Below are 21,529 nucleotides of genomic sequence, written 5' to 3'. Positions count from 1 at the left end.
CATGATGAAAGTTGCGATTATTGGTGCAGGGATCGTGGGATCCACTGCAGCCTATTATTTATCCAAAGAAGCACAAGTGGATGTGACTGTCTATGACCATGGAGTCGGCCAAGCAACCAAGGCGGCGGCAGGCATTATTAGCCCTTGGTTTTCTAAACGGCGTAATAAGGCTTGGTATCGCCTGGCTCGTCTGGGGGCTGATTTCTACCAAGAATTGGTAGAAGACCTGGCCAAGGACGGAATTAATACAGATTTTTACCAGCAGACCGGCGTCTATCTCCTCAAGAAAAAGGAAGAAAAATTAGACGAACTCTATCAGTTGGCGCTGAGTCGTCGGGAAGAATCTCCCTTGATCGGAGACTTAGCGATTTTAAACAAAGAAGAAGTGTGCCAACAATTCCCAGGTCTACAAGGCTTTGAACAGCTCCTTTATGCCTCAGGTGGGGCCCATGTAGAGGGAGCCCTTCTAACGGAAACTCTCCTTGAAGCCAGTGGCGCAAGACTGATTAAGGAAGAGGTTGCTTTGGCTATTACAGAGGATGGTTTTCAGATAGCAGGAGAAAGCTATGACAAAGTCATCTTGGCAACAGGAGCCTGGTTGGGTCAAATGCTCGAGCCACTTGGCTACCAAGTTGATGTCCGGCCTCAAAAAGGACAGTTGAGGGATTATCAGCTAGACCGAGATATTGCTGATTATCCAGTGGTCATGCCGGAAGGAGAGCTGGATATCATTCCCTTTCAGAAGGGCAAGATCAGTATGGGAGCCACTCATGAGAATGAGATGGGCTTTGACCTGACGGTGGATCAGGCTTTGCTGAATCAGATGGAAACAGAAGCCTTGGCCTACTATCCAGAACTCGCTCAAGCAGAAGTTATCGGGGAGCGCGTGGGAACCCGTGCCTACACCAGTGACTTTTCACCATTTTGGGGAGCTGTTCCTGATCAAGTAGGCCTCTATGTCGCCAGTGGACTTGGTTCGTCTGGCCTCACAACTGGTCCCCTCATTGGGTGGCACCTATCCCAACTCGTGGTAGGAGGAAACCTGCGCTTAGATCCAGCAGATTATCCAGTTGAACAATATGTGAAGAAGTAGGCTGGGACAAAAGTCCTAGCCTCTCAATTGTATTTGGATTGTCGAGCAAGACGCAGTGGTTGAGTGGGCTCTACTACGCTGATTTCATCAGCTTTTACAGCCCTACTCAACTTTGCGGAGGTGGGACGACGAAATCGAATTCTAACGAATTACCGATTTCTGTCCCACTCTCTTTTTTTCGAAAGACCTTCCGTAATTTGGCTAAAAATAGTAGAATAGAAGAAGTGAATCATCGAGAAAATGGGAGTTGTTATGAATTGGTTTCAATCGCAATCCGTGGTCTTACAGGCCTTTCTCGCAGGATTGTTTACATGGGGCTGTACCATTGTCGGGTCAGCCATCGTTTTTTTCTTTAAGCATATCAGTCGTAAGTTACTGGACATCATGATGGGCTTTGCGGCAGGGGTCATGATTGCGGCGTCACTTTGGTCCCTCTTGCAACCGTCGATTTAGTATGTGGAAAACTCTCCTATGGGAGCTTGGCTTGGTTGCCAGCGGCTATCGGTTTTTTAGCTGGAGGTTTTTTCCTCCGTTTGATCGACGCCATCGTCCCTCTCCTTCATATGACGAAGGAGATTGATGAGGCTGAGAGTATCCATACGCCGCGGGAGAAGAAGTTGTCTAAAACAATCCTCCTTTTTCTCGCCATTACCATCCACAATTTCCCAGAAGGCTTAGCGGTTGGGGTGGCCTTTGGAGCTCTGGCTAGCAATCCAAGTCCAGAAGCCTTTATCGGGGCGGTTGGCCTGGCCATTGGGATTGGCTTGCAAAATATCCCAGAAGGGGCTGCTCTTTCAATCCCAATCCGGACGGATGGAAAATCCCGTCTCAATGCCTTTTATTGGGGATCTATGTCAGCCATCGTCGAGCCCATCGGAGCCCTTCTAGGAGCAGTGGCCGTCTTATCCATGACGGCTATCTTGCCTTATGCTCTCTCTTTTGCGGCAGGCGCTATGATCTTCGTGGTGGTTGAAGAGTTGATCCCAGATTCCCAGACTAACGGCAACACAGATGTTGCGACCCTGGGTCTCATGGTTGGCTTTGTCATTATGATGATCCTAGACGTCGCTTTGGGATAAGGAACTGAAAAGGAGAGCATCAGGACAAGCTCTCTTTTTGATTGCTGTTATTGTCTTTGAGAAAAAAGATAGTCAGATACAGCTCAAAGGGTTCTTCATTAGTCAGGAGTATTATCTTATGGTAAAAATCAAGTTTATAAAGAAAAGCAAAAGGATGATGAGTGTCATCGCTTTGGCTCTCCTTATGGTAGTTGGGATCTTTTTGTTTCATATGAACAAAAAAATGGAAGAGAAGCGACGCAATAGAGAGTATGAAGTCAGCTTTGTAAAGACCTTGAAGCATTCTTACAAGGGAATTGAGGAAATTGAGATTAAAAACCCATCCTATAGCTCCATTACTTCAGACGCATGGGGAGCTGATGTCAAAATTACATTTGTTGATGGGACTACAAAGCAACACGAATTAGCCTATGATAAAGATGTTCATAAAATGAAGATAGGGGTCTATCATAATGAAGATGAGGAATTTCAGAGCTTTATGGATTCTAGGAAAGGCACGACCAAATCTGAAGTAAAGGTAAGGTTTTCAGACGGCTCAGTCAAGGAGCAGTAATCTATTTGAATCATGAGTAAGACCAATGCTAACAATTCTACAACACTCATCTCCTGTCATCACCTTGTAACACAAATGCAAGGTGACTTTTTTATATAAACATGATAAAATAAGGGTAATGACTACGTAGAAAGGCCTAACATTATGAAAGGTATTATTTTAGCAGGGGGCTCAGGAACTCGTTTGTATCCATTGACACGTGCGGCTTCTAAACAATTGATGCCCATTTATGACAAACCAATGATCTACTATCCGCTGTCAACGCTTATGTTGGCTGGGATCAAAGATATCCTGATCATCTCGACGCCTCAAGACCTACCTCGTTTTGAAGAGCTTCTTGGAGATGGTTCTGAACTTGGTATTTCCCTCTCTTATGCAGAGCAGCCAAGTCCAGATGGCTTGGCGCAAGCCTTCATCATAGGAGAAGACTTTATCGGTGACGATCATGTTGCCCTCATCCTTGGGGACAATATCTTCCACGGAAACGGCTTAACCAAGATGTTGCAACGGGCAGAAGCGAAGGAAAAAGGAGCGACTGTCTTTGGTTACCAAGTCAAAGATCCGGAACGCTTTGGTGTGGTAGAGTTTGACGCGGATATGAATGCCATCTCTATCGAAGAAAAACCAGAACATCCAAAATCCAACTTTGCAGTGACTGGACTTTACTTCTATGACAATGATGTGGTAGAGATTGCCAAAAACATCAAACCAAGTCCTCGTGGCGAGCTTGAAATCACAGATGTCAACAAGGCTTATTTGGAGCGTGGAGATCTCTCTGTTGAGCTCATGGGCCGTGGTTTTGCCTGGTTGGATACAGGAACTCACGAAAGTCTCTTGCAAGCATCTCAATATATCGAAACTGTTCAACGCTTGCAAAATGTCCAAGTGGCTAACCTTGAGGAAATTGCCTATCGCATGGGTTATATCACCAAAGAACAAGTCCATGAATTAGCGCAATCACTGAAGAAAAACGAATACGGACAATATTTGCTCCGTTTGATTGGAGAAGCTTAATGACGGAACAATTTTTTGATAAAGAATTAGCAGCACGCAAAATTGAAGCCATCCCAGGCTTGATGGAGTTTGATATTCCTGTGCGTGGGGACAACCGTGGTTGGTTTAAAGAAAACTTCCAAAAAGAAAAAATGCTTCCTCTTGGCTTCCCTGAAAGCTTCTTTGCGGAAGGCAAGTTGCAAAACAATATTTCATTCTCTCGTAAAAATGTTTTGCGTGGCTTGCATGCAGAGCCTTGGGACAAGTACATCTCTGTAGCAGATGAAGGCAAGGTTCTTGGAACTTGGGTAGACCTTCGTGAAGGCGATAGCTTTGGGAACACCTACCAAACTGTGATCGATGCTTCAAAAGGCATCTTCGTCCCTCGTGGTGTAGCCAATGGGTTCCAAGTTTTGACAGATAAAGTTGCTTATACATACTTAGTCAATGATTACTGGGCATTGGAACTCAAACCAAAATATGCTTTTGTCAACTACGCAGACCCAAGCCTAGACATCCAATGGGAAAACTTGGCAGAAGCAGAAGTCTCAGAAGCAGACAAGAACCACCCACTGCTCAAAGACGTCAAACCCCTAAAAGCAGAAGATTTGTAAGAATAGCTCTTTAAACAATCAAAGAAAGCATTCTATAGTTTTTAGCTTTGCTATAAACGAGCGAAGCGAGTTATATACTTAGCTTTCCGCCGTGAGAAAAGCACCTGAACTATTTTTGTTTCAGGTGCTCGGAAGTTTTGAGACATTAGGCTCAAAACTAATTGAACACGGGCTACGGATTGTGTCAAAAAGATAAGTTTTCCTAGAATCGAAAAATTCTGCGTCAAACTTCCTATTTTGACTTTATCCGCAAACGCCCTTTGTATCTTAATTTAGTCATGGAACTTCTTCGAAGTTCGCTGACGTCCGTACTCACCTAAGGAAAGCTAAAAAAAGATTGACTTAAGGAACGATTAAGAAAAAACAATTATTTGGAGAAAAAATGTCAGAATATAAACATATCATCGTAACCGGTGGAGCTGGTTTCATCGGTTCAAACTTCGTCCACTATGTCTACAACAACCATCCAGACGTGCATGTGACTGTCCTTGACAAACTCACTTACGCTGGTAACCGTGCCAATATCGAAGAAATTCTTGGAGATCGTGTCGAGTTGGTGGTGGGAGACATCGCTGATGCTGAATTAGTTGACAAATTGGCTGCCAAGGCTGATGCGATTGTTCACTATGTGGCTGAAAGCCACAATGATAACTCCCTCAAAGATCCATCTCCATTTATCTACACAAACTTTGTTGGAACTTATACACTCTTGGAAGCGGCTCGTAAATACGACATTCGTTTCCACCACGTGTCAACAGACGAAGTGTATGGAGACCTTCCATTGCGCGAAGATCTTCCTGGACATGGGGAAGGTCCTGGTGAAAAATTCACTGCTGAAACCAAATACAACCCATCATCACCTTATTCATCAACTAAGGCTGCTTCAGACTTGATTGTGAAAGCTTGGGTACGTTCATTTGGTGTCAAAGCAACGATTTCAAACTGCTCAAACAACTATGGACCATACCAACACATCGAAAAATTCATCCCACGTCAAATCACCAATATCTTGTCTGGTATCAAACCAAAACTTTATGGTGAAGGGAAGAACGTCCGTGACTGGATCCACACCAACGACCACTCAACTGGTGTTTGGGCCATTCTTACCAAGGGCCGTATCGGTGAAACTTACTTGATCGGTGCTGATGGTGAAAAGAACAACAAGGAAGTGCTTGAACTGATCCTTGAAAAAATGGGTCAACCAAAAGATGCCTACGACCGTGTAACAGACCGTGCTGGTCATGATTTGCGTTACGCCATCGATTCAACAAAATTACGTGAAGAACTTGGTTGGGAACCACAATTCACAAACTTCGAAGCAGGTTTGGAAGACACTATCAAGTGGTATACAGACCACCAAGACTGGTGGAAGGCTGAAAAAGACGCTGTTGAAGCTAACTACGCTAAGACACAAAAAGTTTTGAAATAAGGAAGAAAGTCCAAGTAGAAATGTACTGACCCCAAAAAGTTAGACAAATAATTTAAGTTAAGGATTTAGTCCTGTATTGCACAGGACTAAGTCCTTTTAGTTTTACCTTAATTCGTTTGTTGTTGTAATAGTCAATATAGTTTACAATAGCTTGTTCCAATTGGTTAAGTGACTTAAATGTATTCTCGTAACCATAAAACATTTCCGATTTCAAAATGCCAAAGAAGGATTCCATCATGCCGTTGTCTGGGCTGTTTCCTTTACGTGACATGGACGGTTGAATTCCTTTATCCTCTAAAAAACGATGATAATACTGGTGTTGATACTGCCATCCTTGATCACTATGAAGAATTGTATTTGTGTAATGATTCTCAGTAAAGGCCTGGTCTAACATAGCTTTCACTTGTTCTAAATTCGGTGAAGTCGAAAGATTATAGGCGATAATTTCGCTATTAAAACCATCTAAAACTGGCGATAAATAAAGTTTTTGATTGCTTGCTGGAATGGCAAACTCGGTCACATCTGTGTAGCACTTTTCCATTGGCTTGGTTGCTTCAAATTGGCGTTGAATAAGATTATCTGCTTTCTTACCAATCTCTCCTTGGTATGAAGAATACTTCCGTTTACGACGAATACGAGCACTTAAACCAAGGACCTTCATCAGACGTTGGACCTTCTTATGATTCACTACAAAACCACGATTCCTCAATTCAAGAGTCATTCGACGATAGCCGTAATTCCCTTTATGCTCAGTAAAAATAGATTGAATTTCAACTTTAACATCATAATCCTTATCGCTTTGATCGAGCTGTTTTAAATGATAATAATAAGTTGAACGGGCAAGCTTAATAATCTTTAGAAGAATCTCTAAAGCAAACTCTGTTACCAATCCTCGGACAATTTCCGTTTTTCTTCTTGCTCTTTTTCGTCCCTCAATCGGAGTTCTCTCAACTTTTTTAGAACCGCATTCTCCGCTCTCAAGTACTCATTTTCTGCTTGAAGACGTTCTAGTTCTGTCATCTCTTCGGGTTTCTTCTTTGGCTTACGTCCCATTTTAGGTATCCTTCCTCTTGTTTTCTCAACAATAGTATACCCGTTTTTCTTATATTGTGCTATCCAATTATGCAACATTCCAACACTTGGAAGAGCATAATCTAGAGATACCTTTATTTGTGAACGACTTTCAAGCAGAACTTTATCAATGATTTCTTGTTTTAGTTCGGGAGAATAGTAACAATTCTTTCCTTTTTTGACGATTTCTATTCCATAACGATCAATCAATTTAATCATGTACTTAAGATTAGAAATGTTTATCCCAAATTGATTTGAAAGCTCTTTGAAGCTTCGCCCTTGTTTTTTATGTTCATAGATCTGAACTTTATCTTCATAAGTTAATTTCATAATAAAAACACCCCAAAAGTTAGATTTTTTTCTGTCTAACTTTTGGGGTGCAGTTCAAAAATTGCTTGGACTTTTTCTTTTATTTTCTGAAAATGAGTGAGGGATCTGCCATGTATGGTATAATAGGATCAGTTTGAAAACAGTTATCGATTAGGAGGAATAGATGAATCAAAAAGATTGGGTTGACTATTTTGAAGCACTCCATAACCGGAAGCCGAGTTTACAAGAGTTTCAAGATGCGCGAGCAAATGGTGAGTTTGTAGTGGAACGAAAAGAGACCGTTCCTGAAGCACCAGTTCCATCAGCAGGAGCCTCACCAGAGAAAAATGAGAAGGTTCAAATGTCGTTACAAGTTGAGTCAAGGCCTGAGGCTCCAGCTTTCAAACGCCTTAATGTGAAATGGAATAAGCAAACAAAATGGGCTTTATCAGGTGTAGGAATACTAGCCTTTATTGTACTGGCTTACTTCTTTTTCTTCCAACCGACTCCAAGTTTGGAAGGAATCTGGATTGGACCTGCTGATTCAACAGCAGTCGTTTATGAATTAAATCAAGAAGAGCCACGATCGAATGGTAAGTATAAGATTGAAAAAGTTTATAAGGGGAAGGAAGCGAGTCAAGAGTTTCAGAAAGCTTTAAACCAGTTAAACTACTCCAAGCTGAAGACCTTAGCTGATGTTGATAGAAAATTTGACCTCCACACGAGGGAAGTTGTCATCATTAAAGACGAGCATGGGCTTGTTTATAATCTACTCCAAAGCAATGGGACCAATGTGATTTTAGCCAATGACTTGATGGATTTGGTTACCTATAGTGATCATTCAGAGAGCTTTAAGAAGAATGCTGTTTTTCATAAGACTGAAATTCCAAAAGTGCTCCTTGGAAAATGGAAAATTGAGCGTTCTTACGATGACGAAACCAATTATCTTGAATTAAATGATCGTGGTATTCTGACTTATAGTGAATTTGATAGTAGCGAAGGTACGGCTTTTTATACCCTAGAAGAGCTTCAAAAAATGCCTTCCAGTAAGTTTGATCAAGAAAAGTCAGCTGACAAAGTGAATGAGGTCTTTGAGGATCTTCAAGATGCGGTGGATTCCCAAGATTACCAGCTAACTAGTATGAAAGACGTGTACAAGCAACTAGGATCTGATTTTTATTATGTCCCTGTAAATGGAGGGAAGACAGTCCTTGTTTTCACAGAGGGCTATCATCTATTCGAAAAATTGGAAAAAGTGAAATAAATCAGATGGACCAAAAGGTCCTTTTCTTTTATTTTCTGAAAATCACGAAATGGACCATGAATTTGTGGTATAATATGGTTAGTTTTTATGATGAATCAATAAGGGGGATATGATGAATCAAAATGATTGGGTTGAATACTTTGAAGCGATCAATGGTCGTAAGCCAAGTATGCAAGAATTTCAAGAAGCGCGTGAAAAAGGGGAGTTTGTCGTAGAGCGAAAAGAAACACCGACACCAATAACTGAAGCGCAGGTTCCTGCTCAAGAAGCACCTGTTGCACCTAGTGCACCTCTTTCACAAGAGCAGACGGGTTTTGTCCAACCACAACCATCTGCGAAAACCTTGCAACCTGTGCCAAGACCGAAAAAATTGACATTTTCTTTCAATAAACAAACAAAGATTGGGGTCGCAGTTGCGGGACTTGTCGCAGTGATTGCTCTTGCTTGGTTCTTTTTCTTTTCAGGTGGACCAAGTCTAGATGGGGTTTGGTTGAGAAATACGGATTCTAGTCCGGTTACTTATGAACTAAGTGGAAAGAAACAAAAAGTCAATGGTGGTGAGACCATCAAAAAGGTTCTCAAGGGGAATGAAGCGAAAAAAGAATTTAATACAGCACTTTCTTTGTTAAATGCAACAGACTTGCATTCACTTGCGGATGTCGATAAGAAATTTAACCTGAAGACGACAGAAATTGTTGTGATTAAGTCTGGTGGGAACACACGCTATAACTTGCTCCAAAAAGACGGAAGCAATATTATTTTAAGAAATGATTTATTCGACTTGAAAACTTATAAGTCATACAAAGGAAACTTTGAAGATAATTTGGTCTATCACAAGGTTGAAACACCAAAGGCCATGGTTGGAAAATGGAAGAATGTGACAGAAGGAGATAATACAACTGTTCAGATTTCAGATCATGGAATTATAAGTGATAAGTATTACGATAACAAGGCTTACGCATTCTATTCTCTAGCTGATCAAGAAAAGTATGATGGAGACACGACTTCTAAAGAAGAGATTGAACACACATTTGACGTAATTCAAGAAGCGGTGAAATCAGAAGGCTATCAAGTGAAGAGCGCTAAGGAAGTCTATATACAAGCTAATTCAAATTATTGTTTCGTACCTGTCAATGGTGGAAAAAATATACTCGTCTTACGTGGTGGGAATGAATTTGCTGCAAAACTAGAAAAAGTGAAATAATCAAAGGACCGCAAGGTCCTTTTTGTTTCCAAATTTCTGACTGAAAAACTATTCATGTCTAGGAAAAAATATGGTAAAATGGATAAGATATGTCTGAGATGTCTATTTCTTCTCAGGCGACTACAGGTAATGGAGTAGAAAATGCAAAATAGACCTATTATTATTGGTGTTACTGGTGGCTCTGGTGGTGGAAAGACCAGTGTGTCTCGTGCCATTTTGGCCAATTTCCCGAATGAAAAGATTGCCATGATTGAGCATGATTCTTATTACAAGGACCAAAGTCATTTGACCTTTGAGGAGCGGATCAAGACCAACTATGACCATCCTTTTGCCTTTGATACGGATTTGATGATTGCGCAGATCAATGAACTCTTGGCAGGTCGTCCAGTGGATATCCCAACCTATGACTATGCGGAACATACGCGCAGCAGCAAGACCTATCGTCAGGAACCACAGGATGTCTTCATCGTGGAAGGGATCTTAGTTCTTGAAGACAAGCGCCTTCGGGACCTGATGGACATCAAGATTTTCGTTGATACGGATGATGATGTGCGGATCATTCGCCGGATCAAGCGCGATATGGAGGAGCGTGGCCGGAGTCTGGATAGTGTCATTGAGCAATACCTTGGTGTAGTAAAACCGATGTACCACCAGTTCATCGAGCCAACCAAGCGTTATGCGGACGTGATCATTCCTGAGGGCGTGACCAACACAGTTGCGATTGACTTGATCACAACCAAGATTGAAAAAATCCTCAACGAAGCGCGTGAAGGAAAATAAAGATAGGGAGCAAGAGGGCAATCGCTCTCCAATCCTATAACAATAGTTGGAATTACGGAATGTCTCAGTAGTTGGTGAGACTCTTCATTCGCTAAAAGACTCAGAAGAGTTCTCGATCAACTTTGTGGGGGTGGTATGGGAAATGTTTATTTAAATATTTTCTACCACTCCCTCTTTTTCCTAAGGAGAATGAAAATGAAAAGGGAGTTTCATTCGCGGACTAAGGCGTTCGCTTGTTTATTGACCATGTGTGCTGGTTTTTCAGATGCTTATACCTTTATTTGTCGGGGTGGGACCTTGGCGGCAGGCCAGACGGGAAATGTGGTCTTTCTATCGGTTGGTTTGATCGGCCAGCAGATCTCAGATGTAGAAGTGAAGTTAGCCACGATGCTGGCCTTTATGCTGGGGATCTTTTTAATGACGGTCTTGCGTCGCTTGATTGATAATTCAGTCTGGCGCTTGAGTACCCTAGTGCCCTATATCCTCACAACTTTGGTGACGGGATTTTTGCCAGCATCGGTAAAAAATGTCTTCATCGTGCCTTTTTTTGGACTGAGTTTGGGAATCGTAGCGACCTCATTTGGAGAAGTAGGTAGCTATGCCTACAACCACTCTTTTATGACCGGAAATCTCAAGAAAACCATGGTAGCTTATGGAAATTTTGTTAGAGACAGGGAGATGAAATTCCTCTGGGAAGCCATCTTTATGACCTGCCTGATCGGGAGTTTCATCTGTGGGGCCATCTTTTCGACCTACTTGATCCAGTTTTATGGACTAAAGACGATTTGGCTGGTGGCCATCATCTTGACCATCTTTTTAATCTATCGGGCCATTCAATATTTTGAAGTCTTTCACTTCAATCGGCGGCATGAATAGATAATGGAGGCTGGGACAAAAGTCCTAGCCTCTCAATTATTTTTGGATTGTCGAGCAAGACGCAGTGGTTGAGTGGGCTCTACTACGCTGAATTCATCAGCTTTTACAGCCCTACTCAATTGTGCGGAGGTGGGACAACGAAATCGAATTCTAACGAATTACCGATTTCTGTCCCACTCTCTTTTCTTTCGCTGTTTGAAGCTTAATTTTTGGGCAAAGATTTGGTATAATGGAAGGTATGAAACATTCGGAAAAAGAATCACAATACCAGCTCTTGCTGGCTCAATTAGATGCTCTCTTAATGGGAGAAACCAATGCCTTGGCTAATCTGTCCAATGCCAGTGCGCTCTTAAATCAAGCCCTGCCTCGTTCGGTCTTTGCGGGTTTTTATTTGTATGACCAAACGGAATTGATCTTGGGACCTTTTCAGGGAGGTGTTTCTTGTGTCCATATCGCTCTCGGAAAGGGTGTCTGTGGAGAAGCAGCTCAAGAGCAGAAAACCATGATTGTCGATGATGTCCGCCAACATGCCAACTATATTTCCTGTGATAGTCGGGCTATGAGTGAGATTGTGGTGCCTATGGTCAAGGACGGTCAGCTCCTTGGAGTATTAGACCTGGACTCAGAATGTGTCTCTGACTACGATCAGCTGGATCAGGAGTATTTGGAAGAGTTTGTCGCTCTCTTGATCGATAAGACAAACTGGGACTTTAAGATGTTTGGAGTTAAGAACTAATGTATCAAGCTTTATATCGGAAATACCGTAGCCAGACCTTTGGCCAATTGGTCGGCCAGCAAGTAGTGGCACGGACATTGAGACAGGCAGTGGAGCAGGAGAAGATCAGCCACGCCTATCTCTTTTCGGGTCCTCGTGGTACTGGGAAAACCAGTGTGGCCAAGATCTTTGCTAAGGCTATGAACTGTCCTAATCAAGTCAATGGGGAGCCTTGTAACGACTGCTATATCTGTGAATCCATCACCAATGGGAGTCTAGAAGATGTTATCGAAATCGATGCAGCCTCCAACAATGGGGTCGATGAAATTCGCGATATTCGCGACAAGTCGACCTATGCTCCAAGTCTAGCCAAGCACAAGGTCTACATTATCGATGAGGTCCATATGCTCTCAACAGGGGCCTTTAATGCCTTGTTGAAGACGCTGGAAGAGCCAACGGAAAACGTGGTCTTTATCCTTGCAACAACGGAGTTACACAAGATTCCAGCCACTATTCTGTCACGGGTGCAACGCTTTGAATTCAAATCCATCAAACTGCCGGATATCGTTCACCATTTGGAAAATATCCTAGCTACTGAAGAGATTGCCTATGAAGCAGATGCTGTGCAGATCATCGCACGGCGCGCTGAAGGTGGGATGCGGGATGCCTTGTCCTTTTTGGATCAAGCCCTGAGTCTGACTGCGGGTAGTGAGTTGACGACAGCAATCGCTGAAGAGATTACTGGCTCAATCAGCCTAGCTGCGCTCGATCAGTATGTGGCTGCCATCCTGGCTCATGATGCGACAGCGGCGCTGGATCAGCTAGCGATTATCTTTGATAACGGAAAGAATATGGCCCGCTTTGTCACGGACTTACTTCAATATCTGAGAGATCTCTTGATTGTCCAGACAGGTGGAGAAAATACCCACAATAGTGACTTGTTTGCGGCGAATCTTGAAGCCGATCAAGCCCGTCTTTTTGCCCTGATTGACCAGGCGACGACCAGTCTGGCGGACATCAAAAATAGTCTGCAACCGCGTATCTACACTGAAATGATGACCATTAAATTGGCTGAAAGCACGGGCCAAGTTTCTAAATCAGCGGCTGTGGAGGTTCCTTCCAACGTCCTGGCTCAGCTGGAAGACTTGAAGACGGAAGTCGCTCAGCTCAAGCAACAGTTAGCGCAAGCAGGTAGCAGTCTTCCTGCTTCAAAACCAGCTGTAACTCGTCCAACCAAGTCGAGCAAGGGCTATCGGGCAGATCGAAACAAGGTCAACGCGATTTTACAAGAGGCGGTCGAAAACCCAGAGTTGGCACGGACCAACTTGATCCGTCTTCAAAACGCTTGGGGGGAAATCATCGAGAGCTTGGCAGGTGCGGATAAGGCTCTCTTAATCGGATCCCAGCCGGTTGCTGCCAATGAAAATCACGCTATTTTAGCCTTTGAGTCTGCCTTTAATGCTGAACAGACCATGAAGCGGGACAACCTCAATACCATGTTTGGAAATATCCTCAGCAATGCAGCCGGTTTCTCGCCAGAGATTTTAGCGGTTTCGATGGAAGAATGGACCCAAATTCGGGCAGAGTTTTCGGCTAAGGCGCGTGGACAAAAAGCAGAAGTGGTAGAAGAAGAGGAAAGTGTCATCCCTGAGGAATTTCACTTTTTATCCGATAAAATCACCCTGCAAGACGATTAATACATGAATTTTTTACTGAATCATGGTAAAATAATTTTATGAATAGAAAACAATTTGCAGTGATAGCAGTCTTTACTGCTATGGAGACTTATTTTTTCAATGAAGCGACCATGGCGGGTCAAATGCTCTTTGCATGTTTTTGGGCCCTCTTGATATTGCGCAATCTCCAGACGGCCTATATGGTGGAGAAGATTGCTAGTGCCATTGAAAAAGAAATCAATAAGAAAAGAAAATAAAACCTTTGAAAAGAAATCTTTTTTCAAAGGTTTTTTTCTTGTTTTAAAAGGCTTCTTGGCATTGCTTGCGGTAATCTCCTGGGGAGAGGCCGACCTTTTGTTTAAAAGCCTTTGTAAAGTAGGAGTAGTTGTCATAGCCCACCTGGAGAGCGACTTGGTAAATGGGGGTATCGCTTTGCGATAGCATCTCTTTTGCGGCGGCCATCCGTTTATCGGTGATGTATTTCACCAGGGTTTCGCCGGTGTCGCGCTTAAACATCCGTGCTAGATGATCTGGACTAAGAAAAACCATCTCTGCCAGCTTGGTGCGACTGATATCCTCCTTGTAATGGTGATCGATGTAGTCAGTGATCCGCTGGATGAGATTGGATTGGTGTTCTAGATCGATCACATAATGGCGAGCAGAGCTCCAGTAATCCCCGATATAGGCTTCAAAAGCTTCGATGGCATGAAACCGCCGTTCGAATAGAAATTGATGGTGTTTGTTTTGAAATAACTTGTGGGCGAGAATGCCGTTCTTATCCAGATAAATCCCAATTTGCTGGGTCCAGTCTAGCTGGAGTTCACTCAGAGCTGAAAGCGGGATGCGATCTTGAGTCTCTAAGCTATGGATAATTTGGAGGAGCTGTTCTGTCTCTAGTTGATTTGTAAAAGTGAGCGATGTCCGATGAGCAGGCTTTTGAAGTGCTGGACCCAAAGAAGCATAGGAGTGGATACTCTTCCAATGGAAGACTTGTTCTTCACTGTATTGGCAGAGTTGCAGAGCCTTTATCAAGAGCGTCTCAAGGGAAATGGCGTCTGAATAGAGAAGGATAGAGGATCGGTCTAAGTCTTGCTGGATCTTCTGCTGGATAGCCTTTAGGAAGTCTGCACACTCTGTAGTCTGATTCTTTTTGAAGAGGCAGAGGTAGCGATCGGTCTGGCTTTCGATTTTACTGAGGGCGCAGTAGTGGACAGGGAAATCTAGGGAGAGATCCTTGATACAATGGCGGAGTTGCAAGCGCCAAGAAGGGACACTGGGGTGAAAGTCTTCTTCAACTAAGTGGAGAGTGATGAGGACCAAGAGGTAGCCTTCATGTGGTTTGGGACTATAACCCCGTTTTGTCACTTCTTGAAGGAGCTGTTCTGCTTGAGATGGACGCGGTTTTCGCAAGTAGTCATGCCAAAATTCAGCTTCTTTTTGCCCTTGCTGGGCTAATTGGGTCGCACTCTTGTGGCGCTTGATCTTATTGAGGGCTTTTTGAATGATAAATTCTAAGCGGTCGGGGTCAATCGGTTTAAGGTAGTATTCAAAACTTTGGAGTTCAATGGCTTTTTGAGCATAATTGAAATCAGCATAATTTGTGAGGAAGATCGTTTGAATATCATATTTTTCTGACCGGACCCAGGCTAAGAGATCTAGCCCACTGCCTTGTGGCATCTCGATATCACTGATCATGAGCGCGATTGGGTGACTTTGAATGATGGCTTGGGCTTGGCTCAGACTGGAGGCAGTATATACCTGCTCAATGCCCAAGGCTTCCCAATGGATGGTTTCCTGTAGGGCTTTAATGATAAAACGATCATCGTCAACGAGTAGGATATTCATGTGTGTCTCCTTTGTAGGGTTCATAAGGAAGGCTCAGTTGGATGCGGGCACCTCCTTGGGATCCATTTGAAAATTGAAGCGTGTAGTGATCTGGATAGAGGAGATCTAGTCGCTCCCGTGCATTGGTCAAACCAATGTGGTGGCCATCTTCAGTGACTAAGGATTTTTTCTCTTCTAGATCTTGTAAGATAGCGGAGCTAAAACCAGGACCATTATCCTGAAGAGAAATGGCAAGATGTTGGTTTGCTTCTTCATGAATGGAAAGCTGAATGTGGAAGGAATCTTGGAAAGAAAAGCCGTGTTTGATGGCATTTTCCACAAAGGTTTGTAAAAGCAGAGGGGGAATAGCCGCATCTTTCAGATGAGGATCCCAGTCCAGGTCAAAGTGGATGCTGTCCCCATAGCGGATTTTTTGGATTTCTAGGTAATTTCGGATATGTTGGATTTCATCTACTAAGCGATTGAAATCTTGGTTAGCTTGAAAGAGGTGACGCAAGTAGTTGGAAGTCACCTTGGTCAACTCCTCGATTTCCTTATAGTCCTTGGTCTGCAGCATGCTGTGAATCATGGAAAGCATGTTGAGGTAAAAATGGGGTCGAACTTGATTTTTGAGGTAATTGAGTTCGACTTTTTTGAGGTTGAGTTGCGCGTGGTAGGCTCGAATTTGAAGGTCTTTCATATGGATCAGGACCTGATTGAGCTTGTGATTGGCCTGATCGATCTCTAAGATCCCTTGGTCTTCGATCACATCTAGCTTGGTGGAAGCAGCGTCTAGCTGAGAAAGGCGTTGGGTGAGTCGTTTCATCGGTTGGATCATCCGTTGACGAATATAAAGGATCAGAATGGTAGAGAGAACGGCGATGATCAAAGGGACCAAGGAGAGAAGGGTTTCAAGTACGATATTTGTACGGAAAACGTCCCCGTAATCGACCGTCACATACAGATCAAAAGGCAGGTGGGTTTGATTGCTACCGGCTTGAATAACGGAATCTGTAGCATGGATCTGATTGGGGCGTTCGATGGATAAGCGCCCTTTTTTTCCAATATTGAGCTTTTGCAAGGGTCTTAAAATATCCTGGGTAGAAATGATGGCATAGATAGCCTTGCCCTTGTAATGAAGGGATTTCAAGAGATAATCATGCTGGTTCAGGCTGATTCGTTGCCATTTTTGACGGGTCTTGTCTGTTTCTTTGTCATAGGTTTTAAGATGATCTTTCAATTGTACATAGTCCAGGTAGGGCAGTTGAAGACTGGAAGCGTTGAAAAAATGTGGGATATCTTTTGTCTCTATGAAAAAGGTAATGGGGCTATCCATCTGGTACTGAAACTCCGTGAAATCAATCCGCAGTTTTTTTAGATTTTCATGAAAATTTGTGAAATCAAGCGGAGTATTGAGCTCTGTCAAATAGTCGTTGTGACTAATGGTACTGTACATAAAACGCTCAACGGAGTGAAGCTCTGTATTTAAGGAATCCGCATAGATATGAATCGAGTCCTCTAAATGGAGCATATTTTGGTGTTTAATAAAATTTCGGCTAATCCCACCAATCAAAAGGTTGATCAAGGTATTGACAACTAAGAGGAGAAAGAGTAGGCGCGAAAAAAATTGAATCGAGTGATCTCGTGTACTTCTGTGAATAGCTTTCATAATGAGCACCTCACATATATTATAGCACTATTTGAAAACGGATTCATGAACAAAACCGATAGTAAAGTAAAAAAAATCGGGAAAGTGCATGTTTTTGTGTGGAGAAAACGGAAAAGTGAATGAAGATGCACGAAAAAGTTCTATAAAGATGGAAAGGATTCCTATAAAATAGAGGAGAAAGAAAAGGAGGGCCTTATGAAAAGCGAAGTAAATGCGAAGCAGAGCAAATTTAAGAAAAATATTCCTTTATATGTGCTGCTCCTGCCATCGATTATTTTATTGATTTTATTTGCCTATATCCCTATGGCGGGTCTAGTCATCGCTTTTAAAGATTACTCTCCCGCTACTGGGATATTTGGAAGTCCTTGGGCTGGTCTCAAGTATTTTAACCAGTTCTTCTCATCCTTCCAATTTGCAACAACCATGAAGAATACCTTGAAAATTTCTATTTACAGTATTCTGGTTGGTTTTCCCTTGCCGATTGTTCTAGCCATCATTTGCAACCAGATTCGTGTGGGCAAGTTCAAAAAAATCTTTCAAGTAACAACTTATTTGCCTCATTTTATCTCGACCATGGTCATGTGTGGGATGATTATTCTTTTTCTCTCTCCAAGTAGTGGACTGTTAGCCAATGTCCTCAAATTGGTCGGCTTAAAGATGCCTGCTCTCTTATCCAAACCGGGTAGCTTTGCAGGTGTCTATGTCTGGAGTGATGTCTGGCAACATATCGGTTGGGATAGTATCATCTATCTAGCCGCTTTATCAGCCATTGATCCGACCTTTTATGAAGCAGCGACTATGGACGGGGCGAGTCGATTGCAAAAGATCCGTCATATTGACTTACCCTTACTGTTACCAACGGCGATGATTCTCTTGATTCTCAGAGCAGGAAGCCTACTCAGTGTTGGTTTTGAAAAGGTCTTGCTCTTGCAAAATCCACTCAATCTGGCAGGAAGTGAAATCATTTCGACCTATGTCTACAAAGTGGGGATGATTAATTTTCAATATAGTTACTCGACAGCGATCGGTCTCTTTAATACCTTGGTTAACTTGATCATCTTACTGTCGGTCAACTGGTTTGCGAAACGCTATACCAAGACGGGATTGTTCTAGGAAGGAGGAGAAATTGTGAAATTATTTCAACATGCGAGAAAGACCAAGTCAGAAATCCTCTTTGATATTTTTATCTATGGTCTAGCGATTTGCTTGATTCTGTTGATTGTCTACCCTTTGTGGTTTGTCATTATTGCCTCCTTCAGTAATCCGTCTGATGTAGCAACTGGTAAGGTTTGGTTTATCCCGAGGGAATGGCGACTAGACGGCTATCAACGCTTGATTGAGCAGCCTTTGTTTCTAAAGAGCTATCTCAACACCATCCTCTACACGGTTGTAGGGACCATCGTTGCCCTGGTCATTAATATCCCGGCTGGTTACGCCTTGTCGCGAAAGGACCTCTTTGCTAAGAAATGGGTCAGTGTTTTCTTTATCGTTCCCATGTTTGTCTCTGGGGGCTTGATTCCCATTTATTTGACAGTGAAACAATTGGGTTTGGTCGACACCTTCTGGGTAATGGTCGTACCGTTTGCAGTATCTCCTTACAATATCGTTGTAGCTCGAACTTTCTTTAACAATAGTATTCCAGAAGGGATGTGGGAAGCCGCCCAGATCGATGGTTGCGGAACCATTCATTACTTCAGAAAGATCGTGCTCCCCTTGTCCAAGGCTATTATTGCCGTTATTGGACTTTGGACAGCAGTAGGGATCTGGAATTCTTGGTTCAATGCCCTGATTTATTTGACCAATGAAAATCTTCAACCCCTACAACTGATCCTGCGCCGTCTCTTAATTAGTAATCAAATGTTGCAATCGCAAGCAACAGGGGAGGTAGCTTCTGACCTCCGTATTAAGGCTGATATGATGAAATATGCAGCCATCGTTATCTCAACAGCACCGATTATGATGCTGTATCCATTCGTCCAAAAATACTTTAATCAAGGTGTCATGATAGGGGCCTTGAAAGAATAGGAGAAGATCATGAAAAACAGGAAATTTGCCTATCTGCTCCTTGGAGCAGCTGCTTTAGCTGGCTTGACGGCTTGTGGAGCTTCCACAAATAAATCAAGCAATGACAAGAATGATGGAAACATCTTCAAGATCACGACCGTTCGTTGGTCGGATTGGGGGGAAGACTATCACAAAGGTTTTCTAGATGATTCAGCCAAGGAATCAGGTATCAAGATCAAATGGGATACCATGGTGGCTGCAGACTGGTCGGATAAGAAATCTGTTCTTGTTGCCAGTGGAGATTTACCAGACGCATTCTTGGGATCCAATGCCTTCACAGATTCTGAAATTGCTCAGAATCAAAACATGTTCATTCCATTGGAAGACTTGATCAAGGATAATATGCCAAACTTGAACAAGGCCTTTGAAAAAGAACCGAAATTAAAAGCCATGGTGACCAACCCAGATGGTCATATTTACAGCCTGCCTAAGAAATTGCCAATGCGGCCAATCGTCGGCAACCAACTCTTTATTAATAAGAAATGGTTGGATAATCTTGGCTTGAAGATGCCCGAAACCTATGACGAATTGGTGACTGTTTTACAAGCCTTCAAGGACAAGGATGCCAATGGCAACGGCGATGTCAATGATGAAATTCCATTTGGCTCAGGTAACTTTGACCCGACCTTCTCTTATATCTTGCCATTCAACAACCGTCTTGGTGGAGATAATACCTATGAAATGTCCGTCAAAGATGGCAAACCGGTCTACCTCCGGACGGAAGAAAGTTATAAACAAGGGATAGCGGCGATGCATGAAGCCTACAAGAAAGGCTTGATCGACCCTGAACTCTTTACAGAAGATACCTCCATGTCTGTTGCCAAACGGATGGACAAGGGTGTGGCGCGTGTCGGTGTATCAAGTGGTTGGACAGCAGATGCAACCTTTGGCCAACATGCCAGCGAATATGCTCCTCTCCCAGCATTAAAAGGCCCTGATGGCAAACAATATGTCATTTCTGACCCAGATCATTTGAACTATGGACGCAATGAAATCCTGATCACGAATAAGTGCAAGGACCCTGCAAAATTGCTCAAATGGTTGGATAAATTCTACACGGATGATGCCAGCATCCAAAACTTCTATGGCTCCTTTGGTATTGCGACTGAAAAAGATGGCGACAAGTACAAGGTTTTGGCTCCAAAAGATGGTAAATCAGCCGATGAATGGGCTTGGATCAATTCCCTTCGTGACTTTGGACCAAAATATGTGTCTGATGATATCAATAGTCATGTCGACATCGACCAAACACAAGGTGATGGCCTCAAATTGAAGATGGACAAAGAATTGAAACAATACGCTTTGCCAGCCTATCCAAATGTTATCTACTCTCAAGAAGAATTGAACAAATTGTCCTCTATTTATGTCGATATCAACTCCTATGTTACCCAACAAGCTTCTAAATGGGTTGTCGAAGGGGGCGTCGAAAAGGATTGGGATGATTACAAAGCAACCTTGAAGAAGATGGGCATTGATGACTTTATGAAGATTCAACAGGATGCCTATGATCGTTACCAAAAAGAAGTGAAGTAATAGGGGTCTAAAGTGATTCAAGTAAGTAACTCAGGGGCCTAAGGCCCCTGAGTGCTTCCTTGGAGGAACTAGCAGAAATTGAGATGAAGAACAAGGAGAAGAAGATGCAAAAATTATTTTCATTGAATGGACGCTTGGTCAAGACCTTGACCCGGTTGACAGACATTATTATCTTGAACACCTTGTTTATCGTTTGCTGCCTTCCGATTCTCACGATCGGTGTATCGCTTACGGCTTTAGCAACCATGTGGCACCGCTTGTTGAAAGGGGAAGATTCGGATCTCGTCTTTCATTTTTTCCGTCTCTTTCGCGCCAATTTCAAGCAAGCGACAGTGATTTGGCTGACTTGTCTAGGACTATCAGTGCTACTTTATCTGGATTACTGTCTTTTTTCAAATACGGCCTTCTTAAGTGAGTATGGCATTTGGATCTTGCTTCCCTTTATCGTTCTTCTATGTGGAGGGATGACCTTGATCTTCCCTTATATCGGCCTCTTTGAAGATCCTACAAGAAAGGTCTGTCTGAATAGTTTCCTCATTGCTCTCTTAAATCCTATTCAAACCATCTTTCTTGTCTTCTTCAATCTAGCAGTAGTTTATATCAGTCTTAGTAGTCCTGAACGGTTACTGACAGCTATTTATCTCTTTACCTTTGGTGGTTTTGCTCTTTGGAGCTTCTTGAATGTCCGACTGACCGATCAGATCTTTTCAAGGATCCAAGAAGGAGAAATCTTTGAAAAATAAGGTCAAGCAAGTGGGAAGTATATTTTTCTAATATTATTTA

The 21,529-nt window shown here is 42.8% G+C and carries 19 protein-coding genes and 1 pseudogene; 17 read left to right on the top strand and 3 right to left on the bottom strand.

Features of this window, described 5'->3' with window-relative positions:
* Position 1 precedes the first annotated feature (1 nt).
* The 6 genes and pseudogenes from LPB220_RS07195 to rfbB all read left to right on the top strand — a co-directional run bounded on the left by LPB220_RS07195 (position 2) and on the right by rfbB (position 5,761).
* Complete coding sequence (locus tag LPB220_RS07195; RefSeq protein ID WP_049472308.1) at positions 2 to 1,093, top strand: NAD(P)/FAD-dependent oxidoreductase; 1,092 nt, start codon at positions 2 to 4, stop codon at positions 1,091 to 1,093.
* 252 nt (positions 1,094 to 1,345) lie between these two features.
* Positions 1,346 to 2,172: pseudogene (locus tag LPB220_RS07185) on the top strand (ZIP family metal transporter).
* A gap of 118 nt (positions 2,173 to 2,290) precedes the next feature.
* The gene (locus LPB220_RS07180; protein ID WP_049472464.1) at positions 2,291 to 2,725 is read left to right on the top strand and encodes a hypothetical protein; all 435 of its coding nucleotides are present in this window, start codon (positions 2,291 to 2,293) and stop codon (positions 2,723 to 2,725) included.
* A gap of 144 nt (positions 2,726 to 2,869) precedes the next feature.
* Positions 2,870 to 3,739, top strand: a complete 870-nt coding sequence (rfbA, locus tag LPB220_RS07175) for a glucose-1-phosphate thymidylyltransferase RfbA (protein ID WP_003002772.1) — start codon at positions 2,870 to 2,872, stop codon at positions 3,737 to 3,739.
* The gene (locus tag LPB220_RS07170; protein ID WP_049472463.1) at positions 3,739 to 4,332 is read left to right on the top strand and encodes a dTDP-4-dehydrorhamnose 3,5-epimerase family protein; all 594 of its coding nucleotides are present in this window, start codon (positions 3,739 to 3,741) and stop codon (positions 4,330 to 4,332) included. The genes rfbA and LPB220_RS07170 overlap by 1 nt, the downstream gene beginning before the upstream one ends.
* Positions 4,333 to 4,714: 382 nt before the next feature.
* The gene (gene rfbB / locus LPB220_RS07165) at positions 4,715 to 5,761 is read left to right on the top strand and encodes a dTDP-glucose 4,6-dehydratase (RefSeq protein ID WP_150906319.1); all 1,047 of its coding nucleotides are present in this window, start codon (positions 4,715 to 4,717) and stop codon (positions 5,759 to 5,761) included.
* Between the two features lie 52 nt (positions 5,762 to 5,813).
* Here rfbB and LPB220_RS07160 read toward each other — a convergent pair.
* A protein-coding gene (locus LPB220_RS07160) for an IS3 family transposase (RefSeq protein ID WP_118398572.1) occupies positions 5,814 to 7,162 on the bottom strand; the annotation gives its coding sequence in 2 pieces (ribosomal slippage) (positions 5,814 to 6,721 and positions 6,721 to 7,162; 1,350 coding nt in all).
* A 163-nt stretch (positions 7,163 to 7,325) separates the two neighbouring features.
* Here LPB220_RS07160 and LPB220_RS07155 point away from each other — a divergent pair.
* The 7 genes from LPB220_RS07155 to LPB220_RS07120 all read left to right on the top strand — a co-directional run bounded on the left by LPB220_RS07155 (position 7,326) and on the right by LPB220_RS07120 (position 13,913).
* Positions 7,326 to 8,405 carry a hypothetical protein gene (locus tag LPB220_RS07155; protein WP_150906318.1) on the top strand — a complete coding sequence of 360 codons (1,080 nt, stop codon included), beginning with the start codon at positions 7,326 to 7,328 and terminating at the stop codon, positions 8,403 to 8,405.
* A 112-nt stretch (positions 8,406 to 8,517) separates the two neighbouring features.
* On the top strand, positions 8,518 to 9,609 hold the full coding sequence (locus tag LPB220_RS07150) for a DUF1720 domain-containing protein (RefSeq protein ID WP_150906826.1): 1,092 nt from the start codon (positions 8,518 to 8,520) through the stop codon (positions 9,607 to 9,609).
* A 141-nt stretch (positions 9,610 to 9,750) separates the two neighbouring features.
* Complete coding sequence (udk, locus tag LPB220_RS07145; RefSeq protein ID WP_003007856.1) at positions 9,751 to 10,389, top strand: uridine kinase; 639 nt, start codon at positions 9,751 to 9,753, stop codon at positions 10,387 to 10,389.
* Positions 10,390 to 10,584: 195 nt separating this feature from the next.
* Positions 10,585 to 11,265 (top strand): YoaK family protein, encoded by a 681-nt coding sequence (locus tag LPB220_RS07140; RefSeq protein WP_049475292.1) that lies wholly within the window; start codon positions 10,585 to 10,587, stop codon positions 11,263 to 11,265.
* A gap of 238 nt (positions 11,266 to 11,503) precedes the next feature.
* On the top strand, positions 11,504 to 12,001 hold the full coding sequence (locus LPB220_RS07130; protein WP_150906317.1) for a GAF domain-containing protein: 498 nt from the start codon (positions 11,504 to 11,506) through the stop codon (positions 11,999 to 12,001).
* Positions 12,001 to 13,677 (top strand): DNA polymerase III subunit gamma/tau, encoded by a 1,677-nt coding sequence (dnaX, locus tag LPB220_RS07125; RefSeq protein ID WP_150906316.1) that lies wholly within the window; start codon positions 12,001 to 12,003, stop codon positions 13,675 to 13,677. The genes LPB220_RS07130 and dnaX overlap by 1 nt, the downstream gene beginning before the upstream one ends.
* A gap of 38 nt (positions 13,678 to 13,715) precedes the next feature.
* Positions 13,716 to 13,913 carry a DUF3272 family protein gene (locus tag LPB220_RS07120; protein WP_049518722.1) on the top strand — a complete coding sequence of 66 codons (198 nt, stop codon included), beginning with the start codon at positions 13,716 to 13,718 and terminating at the stop codon, positions 13,911 to 13,913.
* Between the two features lie 43 nt (positions 13,914 to 13,956).
* Here LPB220_RS07120 and LPB220_RS07115 read toward each other — a convergent pair whose 3' ends face one another.
* Complete coding sequence (locus LPB220_RS07115; RefSeq protein ID WP_225305903.1) at positions 13,957 to 15,501, bottom strand: helix-turn-helix domain-containing protein; 1,545 nt, start codon at positions 15,499 to 15,501, stop codon at positions 13,957 to 13,959.
* The gene (locus tag LPB220_RS07110) at positions 15,482 to 17,149 is read right to left on the bottom strand and encodes a sensor histidine kinase (RefSeq protein ID WP_049491961.1); all 1,668 of its coding nucleotides are present in this window, start codon (positions 17,147 to 17,149) and stop codon (positions 15,482 to 15,484) included. Before LPB220_RS07110 ends, LPB220_RS07115 begins: the two co-directional genes overlap by 20 nt.
* Positions 17,150 to 17,344: 195 nt before the next feature.
* Here LPB220_RS07110 and LPB220_RS07105 point away from each other — a divergent pair, with 195 nt between their 5' ends.
* The 4 genes from LPB220_RS07105 to LPB220_RS07090 all read left to right on the top strand — a co-directional run bounded on the left by LPB220_RS07105 (position 17,345) and on the right by LPB220_RS07090 (position 21,489).
* Positions 17,345 to 18,262 carry an ABC transporter permease gene (locus tag LPB220_RS07105; protein ID WP_021153492.1) on the top strand — a complete coding sequence of 306 codons (918 nt, stop codon included), beginning with the start codon at positions 17,345 to 17,347 and terminating at the stop codon, positions 18,260 to 18,262.
* 15 nt (positions 18,263 to 18,277) lie between these two features.
* On the top strand, positions 18,278 to 19,174 hold the full coding sequence (locus LPB220_RS07100; RefSeq protein ID WP_014713543.1) for a carbohydrate ABC transporter permease: 897 nt from the start codon (positions 18,278 to 18,280) through the stop codon (positions 19,172 to 19,174).
* Between the two features lie 9 nt (positions 19,175 to 19,183).
* A complete protein-coding gene (locus LPB220_RS07095) occupies positions 19,184 to 20,746 on the top strand; it encodes an extracellular solute-binding protein (protein WP_150906314.1) in 1,563 nt (520 codons plus the stop codon).
* 104 nt (positions 20,747 to 20,850) lie between these two features.
* The gene (locus LPB220_RS07090; RefSeq protein ID WP_191904598.1) at positions 20,851 to 21,489 is read left to right on the top strand and encodes a YesL family protein; all 639 of its coding nucleotides are present in this window, start codon (positions 20,851 to 20,853) and stop codon (positions 21,487 to 21,489) included.
* Positions 21,490 to 21,529: the final 40 nt, after the last annotated feature.

It is taken from the genome of Streptococcus sp. LPB0220, from assembly GCF_008727815.1.
GTDB lineage: Bacteria > Bacillota > Bacilli > Lactobacillales > Streptococcaceae > Streptococcus.
Note: the sequence above shows the minus strand (reverse complement) of the source record. Positions and strands in the feature narration are given on the sequence as shown.

What these genes read in the sequence shown, in the direction of transcription:
- LPB220_RS07170 (WP_049472463.1), top strand. Translation starts at nt 3,739, where the DNA reads ATGACGGAACAATTTTTTGATAAAGAATTAGCAGCACGCAAAATTGAA.
- LPB220_RS07095 (WP_150906314.1), top strand. Translation starts at nt 19,184, where the DNA reads ATGAAAAACAGGAAATTTGCCTATCTGCTCCTTGGAGCAGCTGCTTTA.
- udk (WP_003007856.1), top strand. Translation starts at nt 9,751, where the DNA reads ATGCAAAATAGACCTATTATTATTGGTGTTACTGGTGGCTCTGGTGGT.
- dnaX (WP_150906316.1), top strand. Translation starts at nt 12,001, where the DNA reads ATGTATCAAGCTTTATATCGGAAATACCGTAGCCAGACCTTTGGCCAA.
- LPB220_RS07155 (WP_150906318.1), top strand. Translation starts at nt 7,326, where the DNA reads ATGAATCAAAAAGATTGGGTTGACTATTTTGAAGCACTCCATAACCGG.
- LPB220_RS07140 (WP_049475292.1), top strand. Translation starts at nt 10,585, where the DNA reads ATGAAAAGGGAGTTTCATTCGCGGACTAAGGCGTTCGCTTGTTTATTG.
- LPB220_RS07120 (WP_049518722.1), top strand. Translation starts at nt 13,716, where the DNA reads ATGAATAGAAAACAATTTGCAGTGATAGCAGTCTTTACTGCTATGGAG.
- LPB220_RS07150 (WP_150906826.1), top strand. Translation starts at nt 8,518, where the DNA reads ATGAATCAAAATGATTGGGTTGAATACTTTGAAGCGATCAATGGTCGT.
- LPB220_RS07110 (WP_049491961.1), bottom strand. Translation starts at nt 17,149, where the DNA reads ATGAAAGCTATTCACAGAAGTACACGAGATCACTCGATTCAATTTTTT.
- LPB220_RS07130 (WP_150906317.1), top strand. Translation starts at nt 11,504, where the DNA reads ATGAAACATTCGGAAAAAGAATCACAATACCAGCTCTTGCTGGCTCAA.
- LPB220_RS07105 (WP_021153492.1), top strand. Translation starts at nt 17,345, where the DNA reads ATGAAAAGCGAAGTAAATGCGAAGCAGAGCAAATTTAAGAAAAATATT.
- LPB220_RS07195 (WP_049472308.1), top strand. Translation starts at nt 2, where the DNA reads ATGATGAAAGTTGCGATTATTGGTGCAGGGATCGTGGGATCCACTGCA.
- rfbA (WP_003002772.1), top strand. Translation starts at nt 2,870, where the DNA reads ATGAAAGGTATTATTTTAGCAGGGGGCTCAGGAACTCGTTTGTATCCA.
- LPB220_RS07090 (WP_191904598.1), top strand. Translation starts at nt 20,851, where the DNA reads ATGCAAAAATTATTTTCATTGAATGGACGCTTGGTCAAGACCTTGACC.
- LPB220_RS07180 (WP_049472464.1), top strand. Translation starts at nt 2,291, where the DNA reads ATGGTAAAAATCAAGTTTATAAAGAAAAGCAAAAGGATGATGAGTGTC.
- LPB220_RS07115 (WP_225305903.1), bottom strand. Translation starts at nt 15,501, where the DNA reads ATGAATATCCTACTCGTTGACGATGATCGTTTTATCATTAAAGCCCTA.
- rfbB (WP_150906319.1), top strand. Translation starts at nt 4,715, where the DNA reads ATGTCAGAATATAAACATATCATCGTAACCGGTGGAGCTGGTTTCATC.